Source organism: Klebsiella sp. w6 (assembly GCF_033100215.1).
In the GTDB taxonomy this organism is placed as follows: Bacteria; Pseudomonadota; Gammaproteobacteria; order Enterobacterales; family Enterobacteriaceae; genus Klebsiella; species Klebsiella variicola.
The window spans coordinates 4900018-4915393 of sequence record NZ_CP136907.1 but is presented as its reverse complement, the minus strand read 5'-3'; the positions used below and the strand labels follow the sequence as shown (position 1 = coordinate 4915393).

Sequence of the window (15376 nt, the reverse complement as noted above, 5' to 3'; positions counted from 1 at the left end):
GGAGTCGCTTCTCTAAAATTGAATACCCGCACAGAACGCGCGTGAAGGAGCCTGCCGTGAAGATTTTGATTGTCGAAGATGAGAAGAAAACCGGAGAGTACCTGACCAAAGGGCTCACCGAGGCCGGCTTCGTCGTCGACCTGGCCGATAACGGCCTCAACGGCTATCACCTGGCGATGACCAGCGACTACGATCTGCTGATCCTCGATATCATGCTGCCGGACGTGAACGGCTGGGATATCGTCCGCATGCTGCGCGCCGCCAATAAAGGCATGCCGATCCTGCTGCTCACCGCGCTTGGCACTATTGAGCATCGGGTGAAGGGCCTGGAACTGGGCGCCGACGACTATCTGGTGAAGCCATTTGCTTTTGCGGAGCTGCTGGCGCGAGTGCGGACCCTGCTGCGCCGCGGGGCGGCGGTCATCGTCGAAAGCCAGTTTCAGGCGGCGGATCTCAGCGTCGATTTGGTCAGCCGCAAGGTGACGCGCGGCGCGACGCGTATCACCCTGACCAGTAAGGAATTCACTCTGCTGGAGTTCTTCCTGCGCCATCAGGGCGAGGTGCTGCCGCGTTCGTTAATTGCCTCGCAGGTCTGGGATATGAATTTCGACAGCGACACTAACGCCATCGACGTGGCGGTGAAGCGGCTGCGCGCCAAAATTGATAACGACTTCGAGCCGAAGCTAATCCAGACCGTGCGCGGCGTCGGCTATATGCTTGAGGTGCCGGATGGCCGCTAAGCGCCCCTTTTCCCTGGCAACCCGGCTGACCTTCTTTATTAGCCTCGCCACCATCATTGCCTTCTTTGCTTTCACCTGGATCATGATCCATTCGGTGAAGGCCCACTTTGAAGAGCGCGACGTGCACGATCTCAGGCAGCTCAGCACCACCCTGGAGACGGTGCTCAACCACGCCGACTACCCGCAGGCGCGGCGACTGGAGATCGTGAGGAATATCATTGCGGGTTACGCCAACGTCTTTATCTGTCTGGACGACGGCCAGGGCAATATTTTGTTTCAGTCGCCAGACGGGCCGGATCTCAGCCATATGCTGAGTACGCCGGGGCTGGCGATGCAGCTGCGCGACGGGAATGTGATTTCATGGACTGACCCGCAGCCGCGGAAGATGGTTCATGATAATCATCCAATGGAGACCCGCGCCTGGCGGCTGATCATGCTGCCGCTGGGCAAGCAGGCGGACGGCAAACCGGCGTACCACCTGCTGATGGCCTTATCCATCGATTTTCACCTGCACTATATTAATGAGCTGAAAGCGAAGCTGATTTCCGCGGCGACGATAATCAGTTTGCTGATCATCGCCATCGTGCTGTTTGTGGTCTATCAGGGGCATAAGCCCATCCGCCAGATCAGTCGCCAGATCCAGAATATTACCTCGCGGGATCTCGACGTGCGCCTTGACCCGCAGGCCGTGCCTATCGAGCTGGAGCGGCTGGCGCTGTCGTTTAACCATATGCTGGAGCGCATAGAGGATGTCTTTACCCGCCAGTCCAACTTCTCCGCCGATATCGCCCATGAAATCCGCACGCCGATTACCAACCTGGTGACGCAAACCGAAATCGCTTTAAGCCAGAGCCGCAGCCAGCAGGAGCTGGAAGAGGTGTTGTATTCCAATCTCGAAGAGTTCTCGCGGATGTCGCGGATGGTCAGCGATATGCTGTTCCTCGCCCAGGCGGATAATAACCAACTGATCCCTGAGCAACAGGCGCTGGATCTGGCTGATGAAGTGCATAAGGTGTTTGAGTTCTTTGAAGCGTGGGCGGAAGAGAAGGCGGTGGCGCTGCGCTTTGTCGGTAGCCACTGCCGGGTGACGGGCGATCCGCTGATGCTGCGGCGAGCGATCAGCAACCTGCTGTCGAATGCGATCCGCTACACGCCGGCCGGCCAGGCGGTGACCATCCAGTTGAGCGAAAGCGCCGAGACGATCCGTCTGGTGGTGGAGAATCCCGGTACGCCGATTGCCGTCGAGCATCTTCCGCGGCTGTTTGACCGTTTCTATCGCGTCGACCCCTCGCGTCAGCGCAAAGGCGAGGGCAGCGGTATCGGCCTGGCGATTGTGAAATCCATCGTCAGCGCCCACCACGGCAGCGTAGCGGTGCAGTCCGATCGGCGCTCTACGCGGTTTATTATCGTGCTGCCGAAATAGACGCAATAACGGCTGAAAGCCAGCGGGCAGCGCCAGGCGGCCGCCCGCAGTATTGCCGCTCTCTTACTCTTCGAAGTACCAGTAGCCCTGATTAATCAGCCGCGTCAGTTCGCTCACGAACGCCGGATTCTGCAGGCCGCTGCCGAGCTCTTCCTGACCTAATGAGGTATAGCGGCACAGCGCATCCAGCGCTTCGGCATCGGTGGTGTCCAGCTGTTCGCTATGCACGAAGAAGCTGTCGCCGATATGCAGAACGCGCAGGCCGCTCAGACGAGAAAGCTTTTCGCCGCCCAGCAGCGCATCGACCACTTCCTCTTCTTCATACGGTGGTTCCGCCGGCGCAATATCCAGCTCGTGACGCGGGGTGGTCACGAAACTGCCGAACCACTGCTTGAAGTCTTCCGGCTGGCGAATCATGTCGATCATCATGGTGCGCAGACGTTCGAGTTCATACTCCTCAACCCGGCCCGGATGCTCGCGGCAGGTGAGGTCCGGATCGCTGTAGTGCTCGCCGCCAAGATCGTTCTCCAGCACATAGTCGGCGAAGCTGCTGATCAGGTCGCGACCGTTTGGCCCGCGGAAGCCGACGGAGTAGTTCAGTGCGGTTTCGTGGGTCACGCCATCGTGCGGGAATCCTGGTGGAATATAGAGGATATCGCCCGGCTGCAGATCTTCATCAATGATCGGCGGGAACGGATCGACGTGCAGCAGTGCCGGATGCGGGCAGAACTGACGCATCGGCAGCTTATCGCCCACGCGCCAGCGGCGGCTGCCCATGCCCTGAATAATAAAGACGTCATACTGATCGATATGCGGGCCGACGCCGCCGCCGGGGACGGAGAAGGAGATCATCAGGTCGTCCAGACGCCAGTCCGGCAGTACGCGGAACGGGCGCACCAGCTCGGCGGCGGGCATATGCCAGTGGTTTACCGCCTGGGCCAGCAGCGACCAGCCGGTTTCGCCCAGCCCGTCAAAATGTTCAAAAGGACCATTGCTGGCCTGCCATTTGCCGTTGGTCAGGCTGACCAGTCGGCTGTCGACTTCCGGCTCCATGGCTAATCCGGCCAGCTCGTCCGGGGTAATCGGGTCGACGAAGTCCGGAAACGCGTTTTTTAATACCACCGGCTGTTTTTGCCAGTACTTCTCTAAAAACTCGGGCCAGTTAATGTTGAGTTGATAAGCCATCGATTATTACCAGTAAGAAGAAACGGGCCTGATTATAGAAACGGGGGCCAGGTGGGCGCTTTGTCGTGGGTCAAGAGTGGTGCTTAATTCACCATCGGCGCGATAATGGCGTTGGGTAAGAGAGAAAAATCACATTTTTGCCAAAAAACGATCTTAGCGTAAACGGCGCTGCAGGCCGCATGAACACTGGGATGGCGCCTTGAATGGTAAGAAGATGAATAAGCGAAAAGTTCAAATAATGAGCGGTCGATAAGATTTTTCTATTTTAACGCTTGCTACTTCCGGCGAACTCCCTATAATGCGCTCCCACTGACACGGCAGATGTGAATCACTTCACACAAACAGCCAGTTCGGTTGAAGAGAAAAATCCTGAAATTCAGGGTTGACTCTGAAAGAGGAAAGCGTAATATACGCCACCTCGCGACAGAGCGCTAAAGCGCGTCGCAACTGCTCTTTAACAATTTATCAGACAATCTGTGTGGGCACTCAAAGTGACATGGATTCTTAACGTCCTCGGACGAAAAATGAATACCAAGTCTCTGAGTGAACATACGTAATTCATTACGAAGTTTAATTCACGAGCATCAAACTTAAATTGAAGAGTTTGATCATGGCTCAGATTGAACGCTGGCGGCAGGCCTAACACATGCAAGTCGAGCGGTAGCACAGAGAGCTTGCTCTCGGGTGACGAGCGGCGGACGGGTGAGTAATGTCTGGGAAACTGCCTGATGGAGGGGGATAACTACTGGAAACGGTAGCTAATACCGCATAACGTCGCAAGACCAAAGTGGGGGACCTTCGGGCCTCATGCCATCAGATGTGCCCAGATGGGATTAGCTAGTAGGTGGGGTAACGGCTCACCTAGGCGACGATCCCTAGCTGGTCTGAGAGGATGACCAGCCACACTGGAACTGAGACACGGTCCAGACTCCTACGGGAGGCAGCAGTGGGGAATATTGCACAATGGGCGCAAGCCTGATGCAGCCATGCCGCGTGTGTGAAGAAGGCCTTCGGGTTGTAAAGCACTTTCAGCGGGGAGGAAGGCGGTGAGGTTAATAACCTCATCGATTGACGTTACCCGCAGAAGAAGCACCGGCTAACTCCGTGCCAGCAGCCGCGGTAATACGGAGGGTGCAAGCGTTAATCGGAATTACTGGGCGTAAAGCGCACGCAGGCGGTCTGTCAAGTCGGATGTGAAATCCCCGGGCTCAACCTGGGAACTGCATTCGAAACTGGCAGGCTAGAGTCTTGTAGAGGGGGGTAGAATTCCAGGTGTAGCGGTGAAATGCGTAGAGATCTGGAGGAATACCGGTGGCGAAGGCGGCCCCCTGGACAAAGACTGACGCTCAGGTGCGAAAGCGTGGGGAGCAAACAGGATTAGATACCCTGGTAGTCCACGCTGTAAACGATGTCGATTTGGAGGTTGTGCCCTTGAGGCGTGGCTTCCGGAGCTAACGCGTTAAATCGACCGCCTGGGGAGTACGGCCGCAAGGTTAAAACTCAAATGAATTGACGGGGGCCCGCACAAGCGGTGGAGCATGTGGTTTAATTCGATGCAACGCGAAGAACCTTACCTGGTCTTGACATCCACAGAACTTTCCAGAGATGGATTGGTGCCTTCGGGAACTGTGAGACAGGTGCTGCATGGCTGTCGTCAGCTCGTGTTGTGAAATGTTGGGTTAAGTCCCGCAACGAGCGCAACCCTTATCCTTTGTTGCCAGCGGTTAGGCCGGGAACTCAAAGGAGACTGCCAGTGATAAACTGGAGGAAGGTGGGGATGACGTCAAGTCATCATGGCCCTTACGACCAGGGCTACACACGTGCTACAATGGCATATACAAAGAGAAGCGACCTCGCGAGAGCAAGCGGACCTCATAAAGTATGTCGTAGTCCGGATTGGAGTCTGCAACTCGACTCCATGAAGTCGGAATCGCTAGTAATCGTAGATCAGAATGCTACGGTGAATACGTTCCCGGGCCTTGTACACACCGCCCGTCACACCATGGGAGTGGGTTGCAAAAGAAGTAGGTAGCTTAACCTTCGGGAGGGCGCTTACCACTTTGTGATTCATGACTGGGGTGAAGTCGTAACAAGGTAACCGTAGGGGAACCTGCGGTTGGATCACCTCCTTACCTTAAAGAACCTGCCTTTGTAGTGCTCACACAGATTGTCTGATGAAAGTAAAGAAGCAAGGCGTCTTGCGATTGAGACTTCAGTGTCCCCTTCGTCTAGAGGCCCAGGACACCGCCCTTTCACGGCGGTAACAGGGGTTCGAATCCCCTAGGGGACGCCACTTGCTGGTTCGTGAGTGAAAGACGCGTGCCGATGTATCTCAAAACTCATCTTCGGGTGATGTTTGAGATATTTGCTCTTTAAAAATCTGGATCAAGCTGAAAATTGAAACGACACATCTTTAATGGTGTGTTCGAGTCTCTCAAATTTTCGCGACACGATGGTGTTTTACGAAACATCTTCGGGTTGTGAGGTTAAGCGACTAAGCGTACACGGTGGATGCCCTGGCAGTCAGAGGCGATGAAGGACGTGCTAATCTGCGAAAAGCGTCGGTAAGGTGATATGAACCGTTACAGCCGGCGATGTCCGAATGGGGAAACCCAGTGTGATTCGTCACACTATCGTTAACTGAATACATAGGTTAACGAGGCGAACCGGGGGAACTGAAACATCTAAGTACCCCGAGGAAAAGAAATCAACCGAGATTCCCCCAGTAGCGGCGAGCGAACGGGGAGCAGCCCAGAGTCTGAATCAGCTTGTGTGTTAGTGGAACGGTCTGGAAAGTCCGACGGTACAGGGTGATAGTCCCGTACACCAAAATGCACAGGTTGTGAACTCGAAGAGTAGGGCGGGACACGTGGTATCCTGTCTGAATATGGGGGGACCATCCTCCAAGGCTAAATACTCCTGACTGACCGATAGTGAACCAGTACCGTGAGGGAAAGGCGAAAAGAACCCCGGCGAGGGGAGTGAAAAAGAACCTGAAACCGTGTACGTACAAGCAGTGGGAGCACCTTCGGGTGTGACTGCGTACCTTTTGTATAATGGGTCAGCGACTTATATTCTGTAGCAAGGTTAACCGTATAGGGGAGCCGCAGGGAAACCGAGTCTTAACTGGGCGTTAAGTTGCAGGGTATAGACCCGAAACCCGGTGATCTAGCCATGGGCAGGTTGAAGGTTGGGTAACACTAACTGGAGGACCGAACCGACTAATGTTGAAAAATTAGCGGATGACTTGTGGCTGGGGGTGAAAGGCCAATCAAACCGGGAGATAGCTGGTTCTCCCCGAAAGCTATTTAGGTAGCGCCTCGTGAACTCATCTTCGGGGGTAGAGCACTGTTTCGGCTAGGGGGTCATCCCGACTTACCAACCCGATGCAAACTACGAATACCGAAGAATGTTATCACGGGAGACACACGGCGGGTGCTAACGTCCGTCGTGAAGAGGGAAACAACCCAGACCGCCAGCTAAGGTCCCAAAGTCATGGTTAAGTGGGAAACGATGTGGGAAGGCACAGACAGCCAGGATGTTGGCTTAGAAGCAGCCATCATTTAAAGAAAGCGTAATAGCTCACTGGTCGAGTCGGCCTGCGCGGAAGATGTAACGGGGCTAAACCATGCACCGAAGCTGCGGCAGCGACACTATGTGTTGTTGGGTAGGGGAGCGTTCTGTAAGCCTGCGAAGGTGGCCTGTGAGGGTTGCTGGAGGTATCAGAAGTGCGAATGCTGACATAAGTAACGATAAAGCGGGTGAAAAGCCCGCTCGCCGGAAGACCAAGGGTTCCTGTCCAACGTTAATCGGGGCAGGGTGAGTCGACCCCTAAGGCGAGGCCGAAAGGCGTAGTCGATGGGAAACAGGTTAATATTCCTGTACTTGGTGTTACTGCGAAGGGGGGACGGAGAAGGCTATGTTAGCCGGGCGACGGTTGTCCCGGTTTAAGCATGTAGGCGGAGGTTCCAGGTAAATCCGGTACCTTTTAACGCTGAGGTGTGATGACGAGGCACTACGGTGCTGAAGTAACAAATGCCCTGCTTCCAGGAAAAGCCTCTAAGCATCAGGTAACATTAAATCGTACCCCAAACCGACACAGGTGGTCAGGTAGAGAATACCAAGGCGCTTGAGAGAACTCGGGTGAAGGAACTAGGCAAAATGGTGCCGTAACTTCGGGAGAAGGCACGCTGGTGTGTAGGTGAAGTCCCTGCGGACGGAGCTGAGACCAGTCGAAGATACCAGCTGGCTGCAACTGTTTATTAAAAACACAGCACTGTGCAAACACGAAAGTGGACGTATACGGTGTGACGCCTGCCCGGTGCCGGAAGGTTAATTGATGGGGTTATCCGTAAGGAGAAGCTCTTGATCGAAGCCCCGGTAAACGGCGGCCGTAACTATAACGGTCCTAAGGTAGCGAAATTCCTTGTCGGGTAAGTTCCGACCTGCACGAATGGCGTAATGATGGCCAGGCTGTCTCCACCCGAGACTCAGTGAAATTGAACTCGCTGTGAAGATGCAGTGTACCCGCGGCAAGACGGAAAGACCCCGTGAACCTTTACTATAGCTTGACACTGAACATTGAGCCTTGATGTGTAGGATAGGTGGGAGGCTTTGAAGCGTGGACGCCAGTCTGCGTGGAGCCAACCTTGAAATACCACCCTTTAATGTTTGATGTTCTAACGTTGGCCCCTTATCGGGGTTGCGGACAGTGTCTGGTGGGTAGTTTGACTGGGGCGGTCTCCTCCCAAAGAGTAACGGAGGAGCACGAAGGTTAGCTAATCCTGGTCGGACATCAGGAGGTTAGTGCAATGGCATAAGCTAGCTTGACTGCGAGCGTGACGGCGCGAGCAGGTGCGAAAGCAGGTCATAGTGATCCGGTGGTTCTGAATGGAAGGGCCATCGCTCAACGGATAAAAGGTACTCCGGGGATAACAGGCTGATACCGCCCAAGAGTTCATATCGACGGCGGTGTTTGGCACCTCGATGTCGGCTCATCACATCCTGGGGCTGAAGTAGGTCCCAAGGGTATGGCTGTTCGCCATTTAAAGTGGTACGCGAGCTGGGTTTAGAACGTCGTGAGACAGTTCGGTCCCTATCTGCCGTGGGCGCTGGAGAATTGAGGGGGGCTGCTCCTAGTACGAGAGGACCGGAGTGGACGCATCACTGGTGTTCGGGTTGTCATGCCAATGGCACTGCCCGGTAGCTAAATGCGGAAGAGATAAGTGCTGAAAGCATCTAAGCACGAAACTTGCCCCGAGATGAGTTCTCCCTGAGACTATAAGTCTCCTGAAGGAACGTTGAAGACGACGACGTTGATAGGCCGGGTGTGTAAGCGCAGCGATGCGTTGAGCTAACCGGTACTAATGAACCGTGAGGCTTAACCTTACAACGCCGAAGCTGTTTTGGCGGATTTGAGAGAATTTTCAGCTCTGATACAGATTACTCGATGCGTCCGTGAGACGTGTTGAAAACAGAATTTGCCTGGCGGCACTAGCGCGGTGGTCCCACCTGACCCCATGCCGAACTCAGAAGTGAAACGCCGTAGCGCCGATGGTAGTGTGGGGTCTCCCCATGTGAGAGTAGGGAACTGCCAGGCATCAAACAAGTGAAGAGCCCATCCTTACGGATGGGCTTTTTGCGTTTCTGTGGACCGGGCAGCGTGCCGGCATGTCTCCCCGGTGGCGCTGCGCTTACCGGGGCTACGGATTCGCACCCGCCCTGCACGACCTGTAGCCCGGACAAGGTGCGCAGCACCGCCTCCGGGGAAACATCCGGCCCGACCGCCTGGTTCGTTAACATCAGTAATACCTATCACATTAATAGGTTATCCTGCAATTGTCCTTACTAATAATATGGATTATCTTCCCTGCGTGATGAATCAACGCATCATCTCTCCCGAGGGAGAAAAATAGAAAGCAACTCGCTTATTTCTCATCCTGTTAACTGGTTATAAAGTCAATGAAAAAACCGCTAATTGGGATTCTGGCTTTCGCTTATGGACTAAGCTTACCTCTGTTTGCTGCTGATACCGCCACATTAACGCTCTCCGGGCGGGTGGTTTCAGAAACCTGCAGTACCGATATCGTCAATAAACAACCTCAGCAGCGTTGCGGAAAGAATACCTATCTTATTGCTTCGCAAAATAGCGTGACGAATGCTCGCGGCGTGATCACGCGGACGGTGAATTTACCGGATGATGCAAGTCGGAAAATAATTATTAGTAGTTACGATTAATATTATCTCTCTATTTCAGCGCCAGTTTATTGTGCCTCGGTAAAATAATGGCGCTGCCTCTTCCTCCCGCAAAATAACGCACTTACGATTCAGAAAAAATATTTCCGTGACTGAATACTTCGCTCCCGGATGTATTGTGGCAAACGGTATGCTTCTTCCCTGTTTTTGTCTTAATGAGCTACATCATTAACACTTTGTTAACTTGATCTGGTTTATATGGCGGAAAATTTGTTATACAAAGAGGGATGATTGCCTGTATGGATGCTGCCCGAAATACCTTGCGAGACATATGCAGGTTATCGGCTGGCAATATGAGAATAGAAATGAAAATCCTGCTTAACTGGTCGCCACTGCGCCAGCTCTTCACTTACATTCAGGAGCGCTTTACCTTTCTGGTGCTGCTCTGCTGGCCAGCGATTATCTGGCTGTTCTGCCGGGTCGGGGTGTGGCTCACCGATAACGTGTACGAGCTGTTGGGGAAATCACCCGCCCAGTCCTTCACCGTCTACCTGCAGCCGTTTATGACCCCCGGCACGCTGCTGCGTATCTCCATCAGCTGGATTGTCTTATTGTTTATCCTGTTTAGTATGGCGATGGCCTTCACCTGGGGTTTACGTCGCTTTATGAACCGCCACAAATAAATCCCTGGGCCGCCGTAAGTCGACGGCCCTTCTTAAGCCCTTACGCCATCTCGCCAATAGTCTTACGAAAACGCAGCAACGCGATAGTAAAGAACACCCCGCCGATAGCCAGCAAGGTTAAGAACTGCGGCCAGACGATGGCAAAGCTGGCGCCACGGTACAGTATCGCCTGCGCCAGACTGACGAAGTGGGTGGTCGGCATGGTCAACATAATATCCTGTACCAGCTGCGGCATACTTTCCCGCGGCGTGGATCCGCCGGAAAGCATCTGTAGCGGCAGCAGCACCAGAATCATCAGCAGCCCCAGCTGCGGCATCGAGCGGGCGAGGGTGCCCATAAAAATGCCGATTGAGGTCGTGGCGAACAGGCTGAGCGCCACCCCCAGCATAAACAGGGGAATCGACCCCTCAATGGGCACCTGCAAAATCCCCTGCACCATCAGTATCAGCGACAACCCGGAGACCACCAGCACCACCAGGCCCATCGACCAGATCTTGGCCATCATGATTTCAAACGGCGTTACTGGCATCACCAACAAGTGCTCTATGGTGCCATGTTCCCGCTCGCGGATCAGCGCCGAACCGGTGAGGACGATCGCCAGCATGGTGATGTTATTGATGATCGCCATCACCGCGCCAAAGCGCTCCTGCTCAAGGTTAGGGTTAAAACGCATCCTTACCGCCAGCTCTACCGGCAGTACGCTGTTATCCCGATAGCGGGCGACAAAACTGTTGACTTCGCCACTGATAATATTCTGGATATAGCCGTTGCCGGTAAAGGCCTGGCTCATGCGCGTGGCGTCGACATTGACCTGGATTTCCGGCTGCCGACCGGCCAGCACATCGCGCTGGAAGTTAGGCGGGATGTTGATGGCGAAAGTGTAGCGCCCGGCATCCAGCCCGGCGTCCATCTCATCAGCGGTGATCAGCTCCGGCTCAAGAAACCAGGGACGGTAGAAAGCGTTAATGATGCGTGAAGAGAGCTGGGATTTATCCATATCAGCAACCGCGATCGGCGCCAGGTGCAGCGAACCAGGCATCACCGTGGCCGAGGAGTACACCGACACGGTAAAAGCAAACACGATCAGCGCCAGCATGGCTTTATCGCCGAGCAGGCTGCGCAGCTCTTTGACGCCAAGATTATAAATATTGCGTAATCCGCGCATCATTCCTCCTGTTTCTTCAGCAGCAGCACGCTCAGCCCGAGCACCAGCGGCACCGCAATCAATAGCGGAATGAACGAGCCCCACAAATCGCTGAGATTCAGCGCTTTGGAGAAGGTGCCGCGAGCGATAGTCAGGAAGTGGCTGGTCGGATAAATTTGCCCGATCCAGCGCCCGGGCCCTTCCAGCGACGCCACCGGATCGATCATCCCGGAGAACTGGGTTGCCGGGATCAGCGTAATGATCGCGGTACCGAAGATGGCGGCGATTTGGCTCTTCATAAAGGTTGAGATCAGCAGCCCCAGACCGGTGGCGATGGTGACATACAGCAGCGCCGCCAGGGTCAGCGTCAGGAAGCTGCCCTTATGCGCGACGCCAAAGACAAAGACCGACAGCGCGCACAGCAGGAAGAAGTTAAACATCCCCAGTACGATGTAAGGCAGCTGCTTGCCGAGCAGGAATTCGCTGCGGGTGGTTGGCGTCACGTACAAGTTGATAATCGATCCGAGCTCTTTCTCACGGACTACGCTCAGGGCGCTGAGCATCGCCGGGATCATCATCAGCAGCAGCGGGATCACCGCCGGGACGATGGCCGGCAGGCTCTTCACGTCCGGATTATAGCGATAGCGGGTCTCGATGGAGATGAGCGAGGTATCGCGCTGTGGGCTGCTCTGCCGGGCGGCCATCTCCTGCAGCCAGGCGAGATGCATCGCCTGCACGTAGCCGCGCACGGTTTCCGCGCGGTTGGGCATCGCGCCGTCCACCCAGACGCCGATTTGCACCGGTGTGCCGCGGGCGATATCGCGACCAAAGTTCGGCGGGATCTCTATTGCCACCGCCAGTTCGCCGTCACGCATCCGGCGGTCCAGTTCGTCATAGCTGTGCAGCGGCGCCTGCTCGATAAAGTAGCGTGAACCGGCTATATTCTGCGACCAGCCCTGGCTGCTGAGGGTTTGATCGCGGTCGAGGACGGCAAAGCGCAGATCCTCAACGTCCATGCTGATCCCATAACCCATGATAAACATCAGGATCACCGTCCCCAGCAGCGCCAGCGTCGATCGCACCGGATCGCGGCGCAGCTCCAGCGCCTCGCGGCGGCTGTAGCTAAACAGGCGGCGTAGACTGAAGGCCTGCCGTGGGGCCGCGTGTTCCGAATGCAATGCGACAGCAGACGTGGGTTCATCTGGTACTGGAGAGGACGGTTGGGCCTCTTTAAGCCAGGCGATAAACGCCTCTTCGAGGCTGGCGGCTCCGCGCTGCTCGACCAGCGCCTGTGGCGTATCGCTGGCCAGCACCTTGCCAGCATGCATCAGGGAGATGCGATCGCAGCGTTCCGCCTCATTCATAAAGTGGGTGGAGATAAATATAGTAACGCGATCCTGGCGCGCGAGGTCAACCATTAGCTGCCAGAACATATCGCGCGCTACCGGGTCGGCGCCGGAGGTCGGCTCATCGAGGATCAGCATCTCCGGGCGGTGGATGACCGCCACCGCTAACGACAGGCGCTGACGGATCCCCAGCGGCAGATCGGCGGGAAGCGCGTCTTTAACCTCGGTCAGCATAAAGCGCTCGCTCATCTCAGCGACCCGGTGGGCTATTTCGTCGTCCGGGATATGAAACAGGCGGGCGTGCAGCTCGAGGTTTTGCCGAACGCTCAGTTCGCTATAGAGCGAAAAGGCCTGTGACATGTAACCGACCCGCTGGCGGGTGGCGATATCCTTCGGGTCGACCGGCTGGCCGAACAGCCAGGCTTCACCTTCGCTGGCGGGCAGCAGGCCGGTGAGCATCTTCATGGTGGTAGATTTGCCGCAGCCGTTAGATCCAAGGAAGCCAAAGATTTCGCCGCGGGCGATGCGAAAGTTAACGTGGTCGACGGCAACAAAGTTGCCGAAGCGCATGGTCAGGCCGCGCGCTTCGATGGCGATCTCTTCCTCGCGGCTGTCGCGCGGCGGGATAACTACCGTCTTATGCGCTTGACGTTGTGCTTCAGGTAGCAGGGCGATAAACGCCTGCTCCAGGGTCTGGCTGCCGGTCTGGGCTTTGAGCTCCGCGGCGCTGCCAGTCGCCAGCACCTCGCCGGCATTCATCGCCACCAGCCAGTCAAAGCGCTCGGCCTCTTCCATGTAGGCGGTAGCGACCAGAACGCTCATCTCCGGCTGGCGCTGGCGAATACTGTCGATAAGCTCCCAGAACTGCGCCCGGGAAAGCGGGTCGACGCCGGTGGTCGGTTCATCAAGGATCAGCAACTGCGGGTCGTGGATCAGCGCGCAGCACAGGCCGAGCTTTTGCTTCATCCCACCGGAGAGTTTACCGGCGGGGCGATCGCGAAACGGCGCCAGCCCGGTGCTCTGCAGCAGCTCGTTGATGCGCAGTTCGCGCTCGGCTTTATCGTGACCAAACAGGCGGGCGAAGAAGTCGACGTTTTCATACACCGAGAGGGTGTGATAGAGGTTTTTCCCCAGCCCCTGTGGCATCCACGCGATTTTCGGGCACACGTCGCGGCGGTGATGCACATCACGCATATCGCCGCCAAGCACCATCACGTTACCCTGTTCAATGGCCCGCGCCCCGGCGATCAGCGAGAGCAGGCTCGATTTGCCGACGCCGTCCGGGCCAATCAGACCAACCATACGCCGTGCCGGGATCGCCAGGCTGATATCCCGCAGCGCGATGGTGGCGCCATACTGCTGGCCAACGTTTTCCAGCAGGGCGATGGGGGGCGAGGTATCCTGCGGCGTCAGTTTCATTGCGGCAACCTCACCGTTAGCGCCTCAGGCCAGGGTTGTTGTTTATCCACCCGCACGTAAGCCATGCCGGGCAGGCCGGTTTTGACATATTCCAGATGCTGCGCCAGCAGCTCCGGCGGGATGCGCGCTTTGACGCGGAACATCAGCTTAAGGCGCTCGTCGCTGGTTTCTACCGTTTTCGGCGTGAACTGGGCGACGCTGGCGACAAAGCTGATGTTGGCCGGGATCACCAGATCCGGCGCGGCATCAAGGATCAAGCGCGCTTCGCTGCCGAGCGCCAGCAGGCCTGCCTGTTCGGTTGGCAGAAAGAAGGTCATATAGACATCAGCGAGATCGACCATGTTCAGCACCCGGCCACCGGCGGCCAGGACTTCGCCTGGCTCAGCGACGCGATACTGAATGCGACCATCACGGGGTGCTTTCAGCTCGCTATCGTCAATATCGGCAAGGATCCGCCGTTCGGTCGCCTGGGCGGCTTCGACGCGGGTTTGCGCCTGAATAATGCTGGTGCGGGCAGCTTCGATGGCGGCGCGGGCGGCAGAGACCTGGGCTTTTGCCGATTCCAGCGCCGCGCGGGCACTCTCTGCTGCCGCTCGGTCGTCATCCAGCTGCTGGGCGGAGACGGCGCCGCGCTGCGACAGGGCATTCGAGCGGACATGGCGTTTCGCCGAGGAATCCAGCTCCGCCTGGCGCTGCTTCACGACTGCTTCGCTGGCGCGCATTTCACTCTGCCGCTGATCGAGCAAGGCTCTGGCGGCGAGCACCGCGCTTTCCGCCTCCTTGATTTGTGCGGCGGCTTCAAGACGCTGCTCGTTCAGTACGCGGGTATCCATCCTCGCGAGGACTTCTCCCTGACGCACAAACTGGCCCTCTTTGACCAAAATCGTGTCGATACGCCCGGCGATTTTACTGGCAATATCGACTTCGGTGGCTTCGATTCGGCCGTTGCTACTGGCAAAACCGTCCGGGAGACCTGGCGGGCGCAGCAGCCACCATGCGGCGGCGGCGAGCACCACCAGTAAGCCGACAAGATACCCTGCCCAACGTTTCTTTATTTTGTCCATACGCGACTCGCTTGATTCCCTTTGCTGAGTGGTGCGCGTGTTTCCTCCGCCGAGCGGAGCGTCCTCCTTGCGAGGGACGAAAAGGTGGGGGTAAAGGCCGCTGACGCCGCGCTCTGCCGCGTCGATGCGCAGCCGATCGCTGTGCTACTTATGTGGTCATCATCAGCGATCCAGGCC

Annotated in this window: 8 protein-coding genes, 1 tRNA gene and 3 rRNA genes; 8 read left to right on the top strand and 4 right to left on the bottom strand. The window is 56.4% G+C overall.

Annotation, left to right across the window (positions count from 1 at the left end):
- Nucleotides 1–56: 56 nt before the first annotated feature.
- Nucleotides 57–740, top strand: a complete 684-nt coding sequence (gene cusR, locus R0140_RS24025) for a copper response regulator transcription factor CusR (protein WP_008807068.1) — start codon at nucleotides 57–59, stop codon at nucleotides 738–740.
- Nucleotides 730–2163 (top strand): Cu(+)/Ag(+) sensor histidine kinase, encoded by a 1434-nt coding sequence (locus R0140_RS24020; RefSeq protein WP_077139021.1) that lies wholly within the window; start codon nucleotides 730–732, stop codon nucleotides 2161–2163. Before cusR ends, R0140_RS24020 begins: the two co-directional genes overlap by 11 nt.
- A 63-nt stretch (nucleotides 2164–2226) precedes the next feature.
- Here the strand turns inward: R0140_RS24020 and R0140_RS24015 are convergent, their stop codons facing one another.
- The gene (locus R0140_RS24015; protein ID WP_012542999.1) at nucleotides 2227–3348 is read right to left on the bottom strand and encodes a ribosomal protein uL16 3-hydroxylase; all 1122 of its coding nucleotides are present in this window, start codon (nucleotides 3346–3348) and stop codon (nucleotides 2227–2229) included.
- A 592-nt stretch (nucleotides 3349–3940) separates the two neighbouring features.
- On the opposite strand from R0140_RS24015, the gene R0140_RS24010 reads away from it, so the two are divergent.
- The 6 genes from R0140_RS24010 to R0140_RS23985 all read left to right on the top strand — a co-directional run bounded on the left by R0140_RS24010 (nucleotide 3941) and on the right by R0140_RS23985 (nucleotide 10226).
- Nucleotides 3941–5480, top strand: a 16S ribosomal RNA gene (locus R0140_RS24010).
- 85 nt (nucleotides 5481–5565) lie between these two features.
- Nucleotides 5566–5641: transfer RNA gene (locus R0140_RS24005), tRNA-Glu, on the top strand.
- Between the two features lie 191 nt (nucleotides 5642–5832).
- Nucleotides 5833–8736 (top strand): 23S ribosomal RNA (locus tag R0140_RS24000).
- 95 nt (nucleotides 8737–8831) lie between these two features.
- Nucleotides 8832–8947: ribosomal RNA gene (gene rrf / locus R0140_RS23995) — 5S ribosomal RNA — on the top strand.
- The 16S, 23S and 5S rRNA genes sit together here with 1 tRNA gene alongside, the layout of an rRNA operon.
- A 362-nt stretch (nucleotides 8948–9309) precedes the next feature.
- The gene (locus R0140_RS23990; protein ID WP_012542998.1) at nucleotides 9310–9585 is read left to right on the top strand and encodes a DUF2574 family protein; all 276 of its coding nucleotides are present in this window, start codon (nucleotides 9310–9312) and stop codon (nucleotides 9583–9585) included.
- A gap of 323 nt (nucleotides 9586–9908) precedes the next feature.
- Nucleotides 9909–10226 (top strand): hypothetical protein, encoded by a 318-nt coding sequence (locus R0140_RS23985; protein ID WP_012542997.1) that lies wholly within the window; start codon nucleotides 9909–9911, stop codon nucleotides 10224–10226.
- A gap of 40 nt (nucleotides 10227–10266) precedes the next feature.
- Here the strand turns inward: R0140_RS23985 and R0140_RS23980 are convergent, their stop codons facing one another.
- From R0140_RS23980 to R0140_RS23970, 3 genes are read right to left on the bottom strand one after another with little or no spacing between them, the layout of a single operon-like run.
- The gene (locus R0140_RS23980; protein ID WP_012542996.1) at nucleotides 10267–11391 is read right to left on the bottom strand and encodes an ABC transporter permease; all 1125 of its coding nucleotides are present in this window, start codon (nucleotides 11389–11391) and stop codon (nucleotides 10267–10269) included.
- Nucleotides 11391–14135, bottom strand: a complete 2745-nt coding sequence (gene rbbA / locus R0140_RS23975; RefSeq protein ID WP_080923734.1) for a ribosome-associated ATPase/putative transporter RbbA — start codon at nucleotides 14133–14135, stop codon at nucleotides 11391–11393. Before rbbA ends, R0140_RS23980 begins: the two co-directional genes overlap by 1 nt.
- Nucleotides 14132–15199 carry an HlyD family secretion protein gene (locus R0140_RS23970; protein ID WP_008807610.1) on the bottom strand — a complete coding sequence of 356 codons (1068 nt, stop codon included), beginning with the start codon at nucleotides 15197–15199 and terminating at the stop codon, nucleotides 14132–14134. The genes rbbA and R0140_RS23970 overlap by 4 nt, the downstream gene beginning before the upstream one ends.
- Nucleotides 15200–15376 lie beyond the last annotated feature (177 nt).

What these genes read in the sequence shown, in the direction of transcription:
- R0140_RS24020 (WP_077139021.1), top strand. Translation starts at nt 730, where the DNA reads ATGGCCGCTAAGCGCCCCTTTTCCCTGGCAACCCGGCTGACCTTCTTT.
- R0140_RS24015 (WP_012542999.1), bottom strand. Translation starts at nt 3,348, where the DNA reads ATGGCTTATCAACTCAACATTAACTGGCCCGAGTTTTTAGAGAAGTAC.
- rbbA (WP_080923734.1), bottom strand. Translation starts at nt 14,135, where the DNA reads ATGAAACTGACGCCGCAGGATACCTCGCCCCCCATCGCCCTGCTGGAA.
- R0140_RS23980 (WP_012542996.1), bottom strand. Translation starts at nt 11,391, where the DNA reads ATGCGCGGATTACGCAATATTTATAATCTTGGCGTCAAAGAGCTGCGC.
- R0140_RS23990 (WP_012542998.1), top strand. Translation starts at nt 9,310, where the DNA reads ATGAAAAAACCGCTAATTGGGATTCTGGCTTTCGCTTATGGACTAAGC.
- R0140_RS23970 (WP_008807610.1), bottom strand. Translation starts at nt 15,199, where the DNA reads ATGGACAAAATAAAGAAACGTTGGGCAGGGTATCTTGTCGGCTTACTG.
- R0140_RS23985 (WP_012542997.1), top strand. Translation starts at nt 9,909, where the DNA reads ATGAAAATCCTGCTTAACTGGTCGCCACTGCGCCAGCTCTTCACTTAC.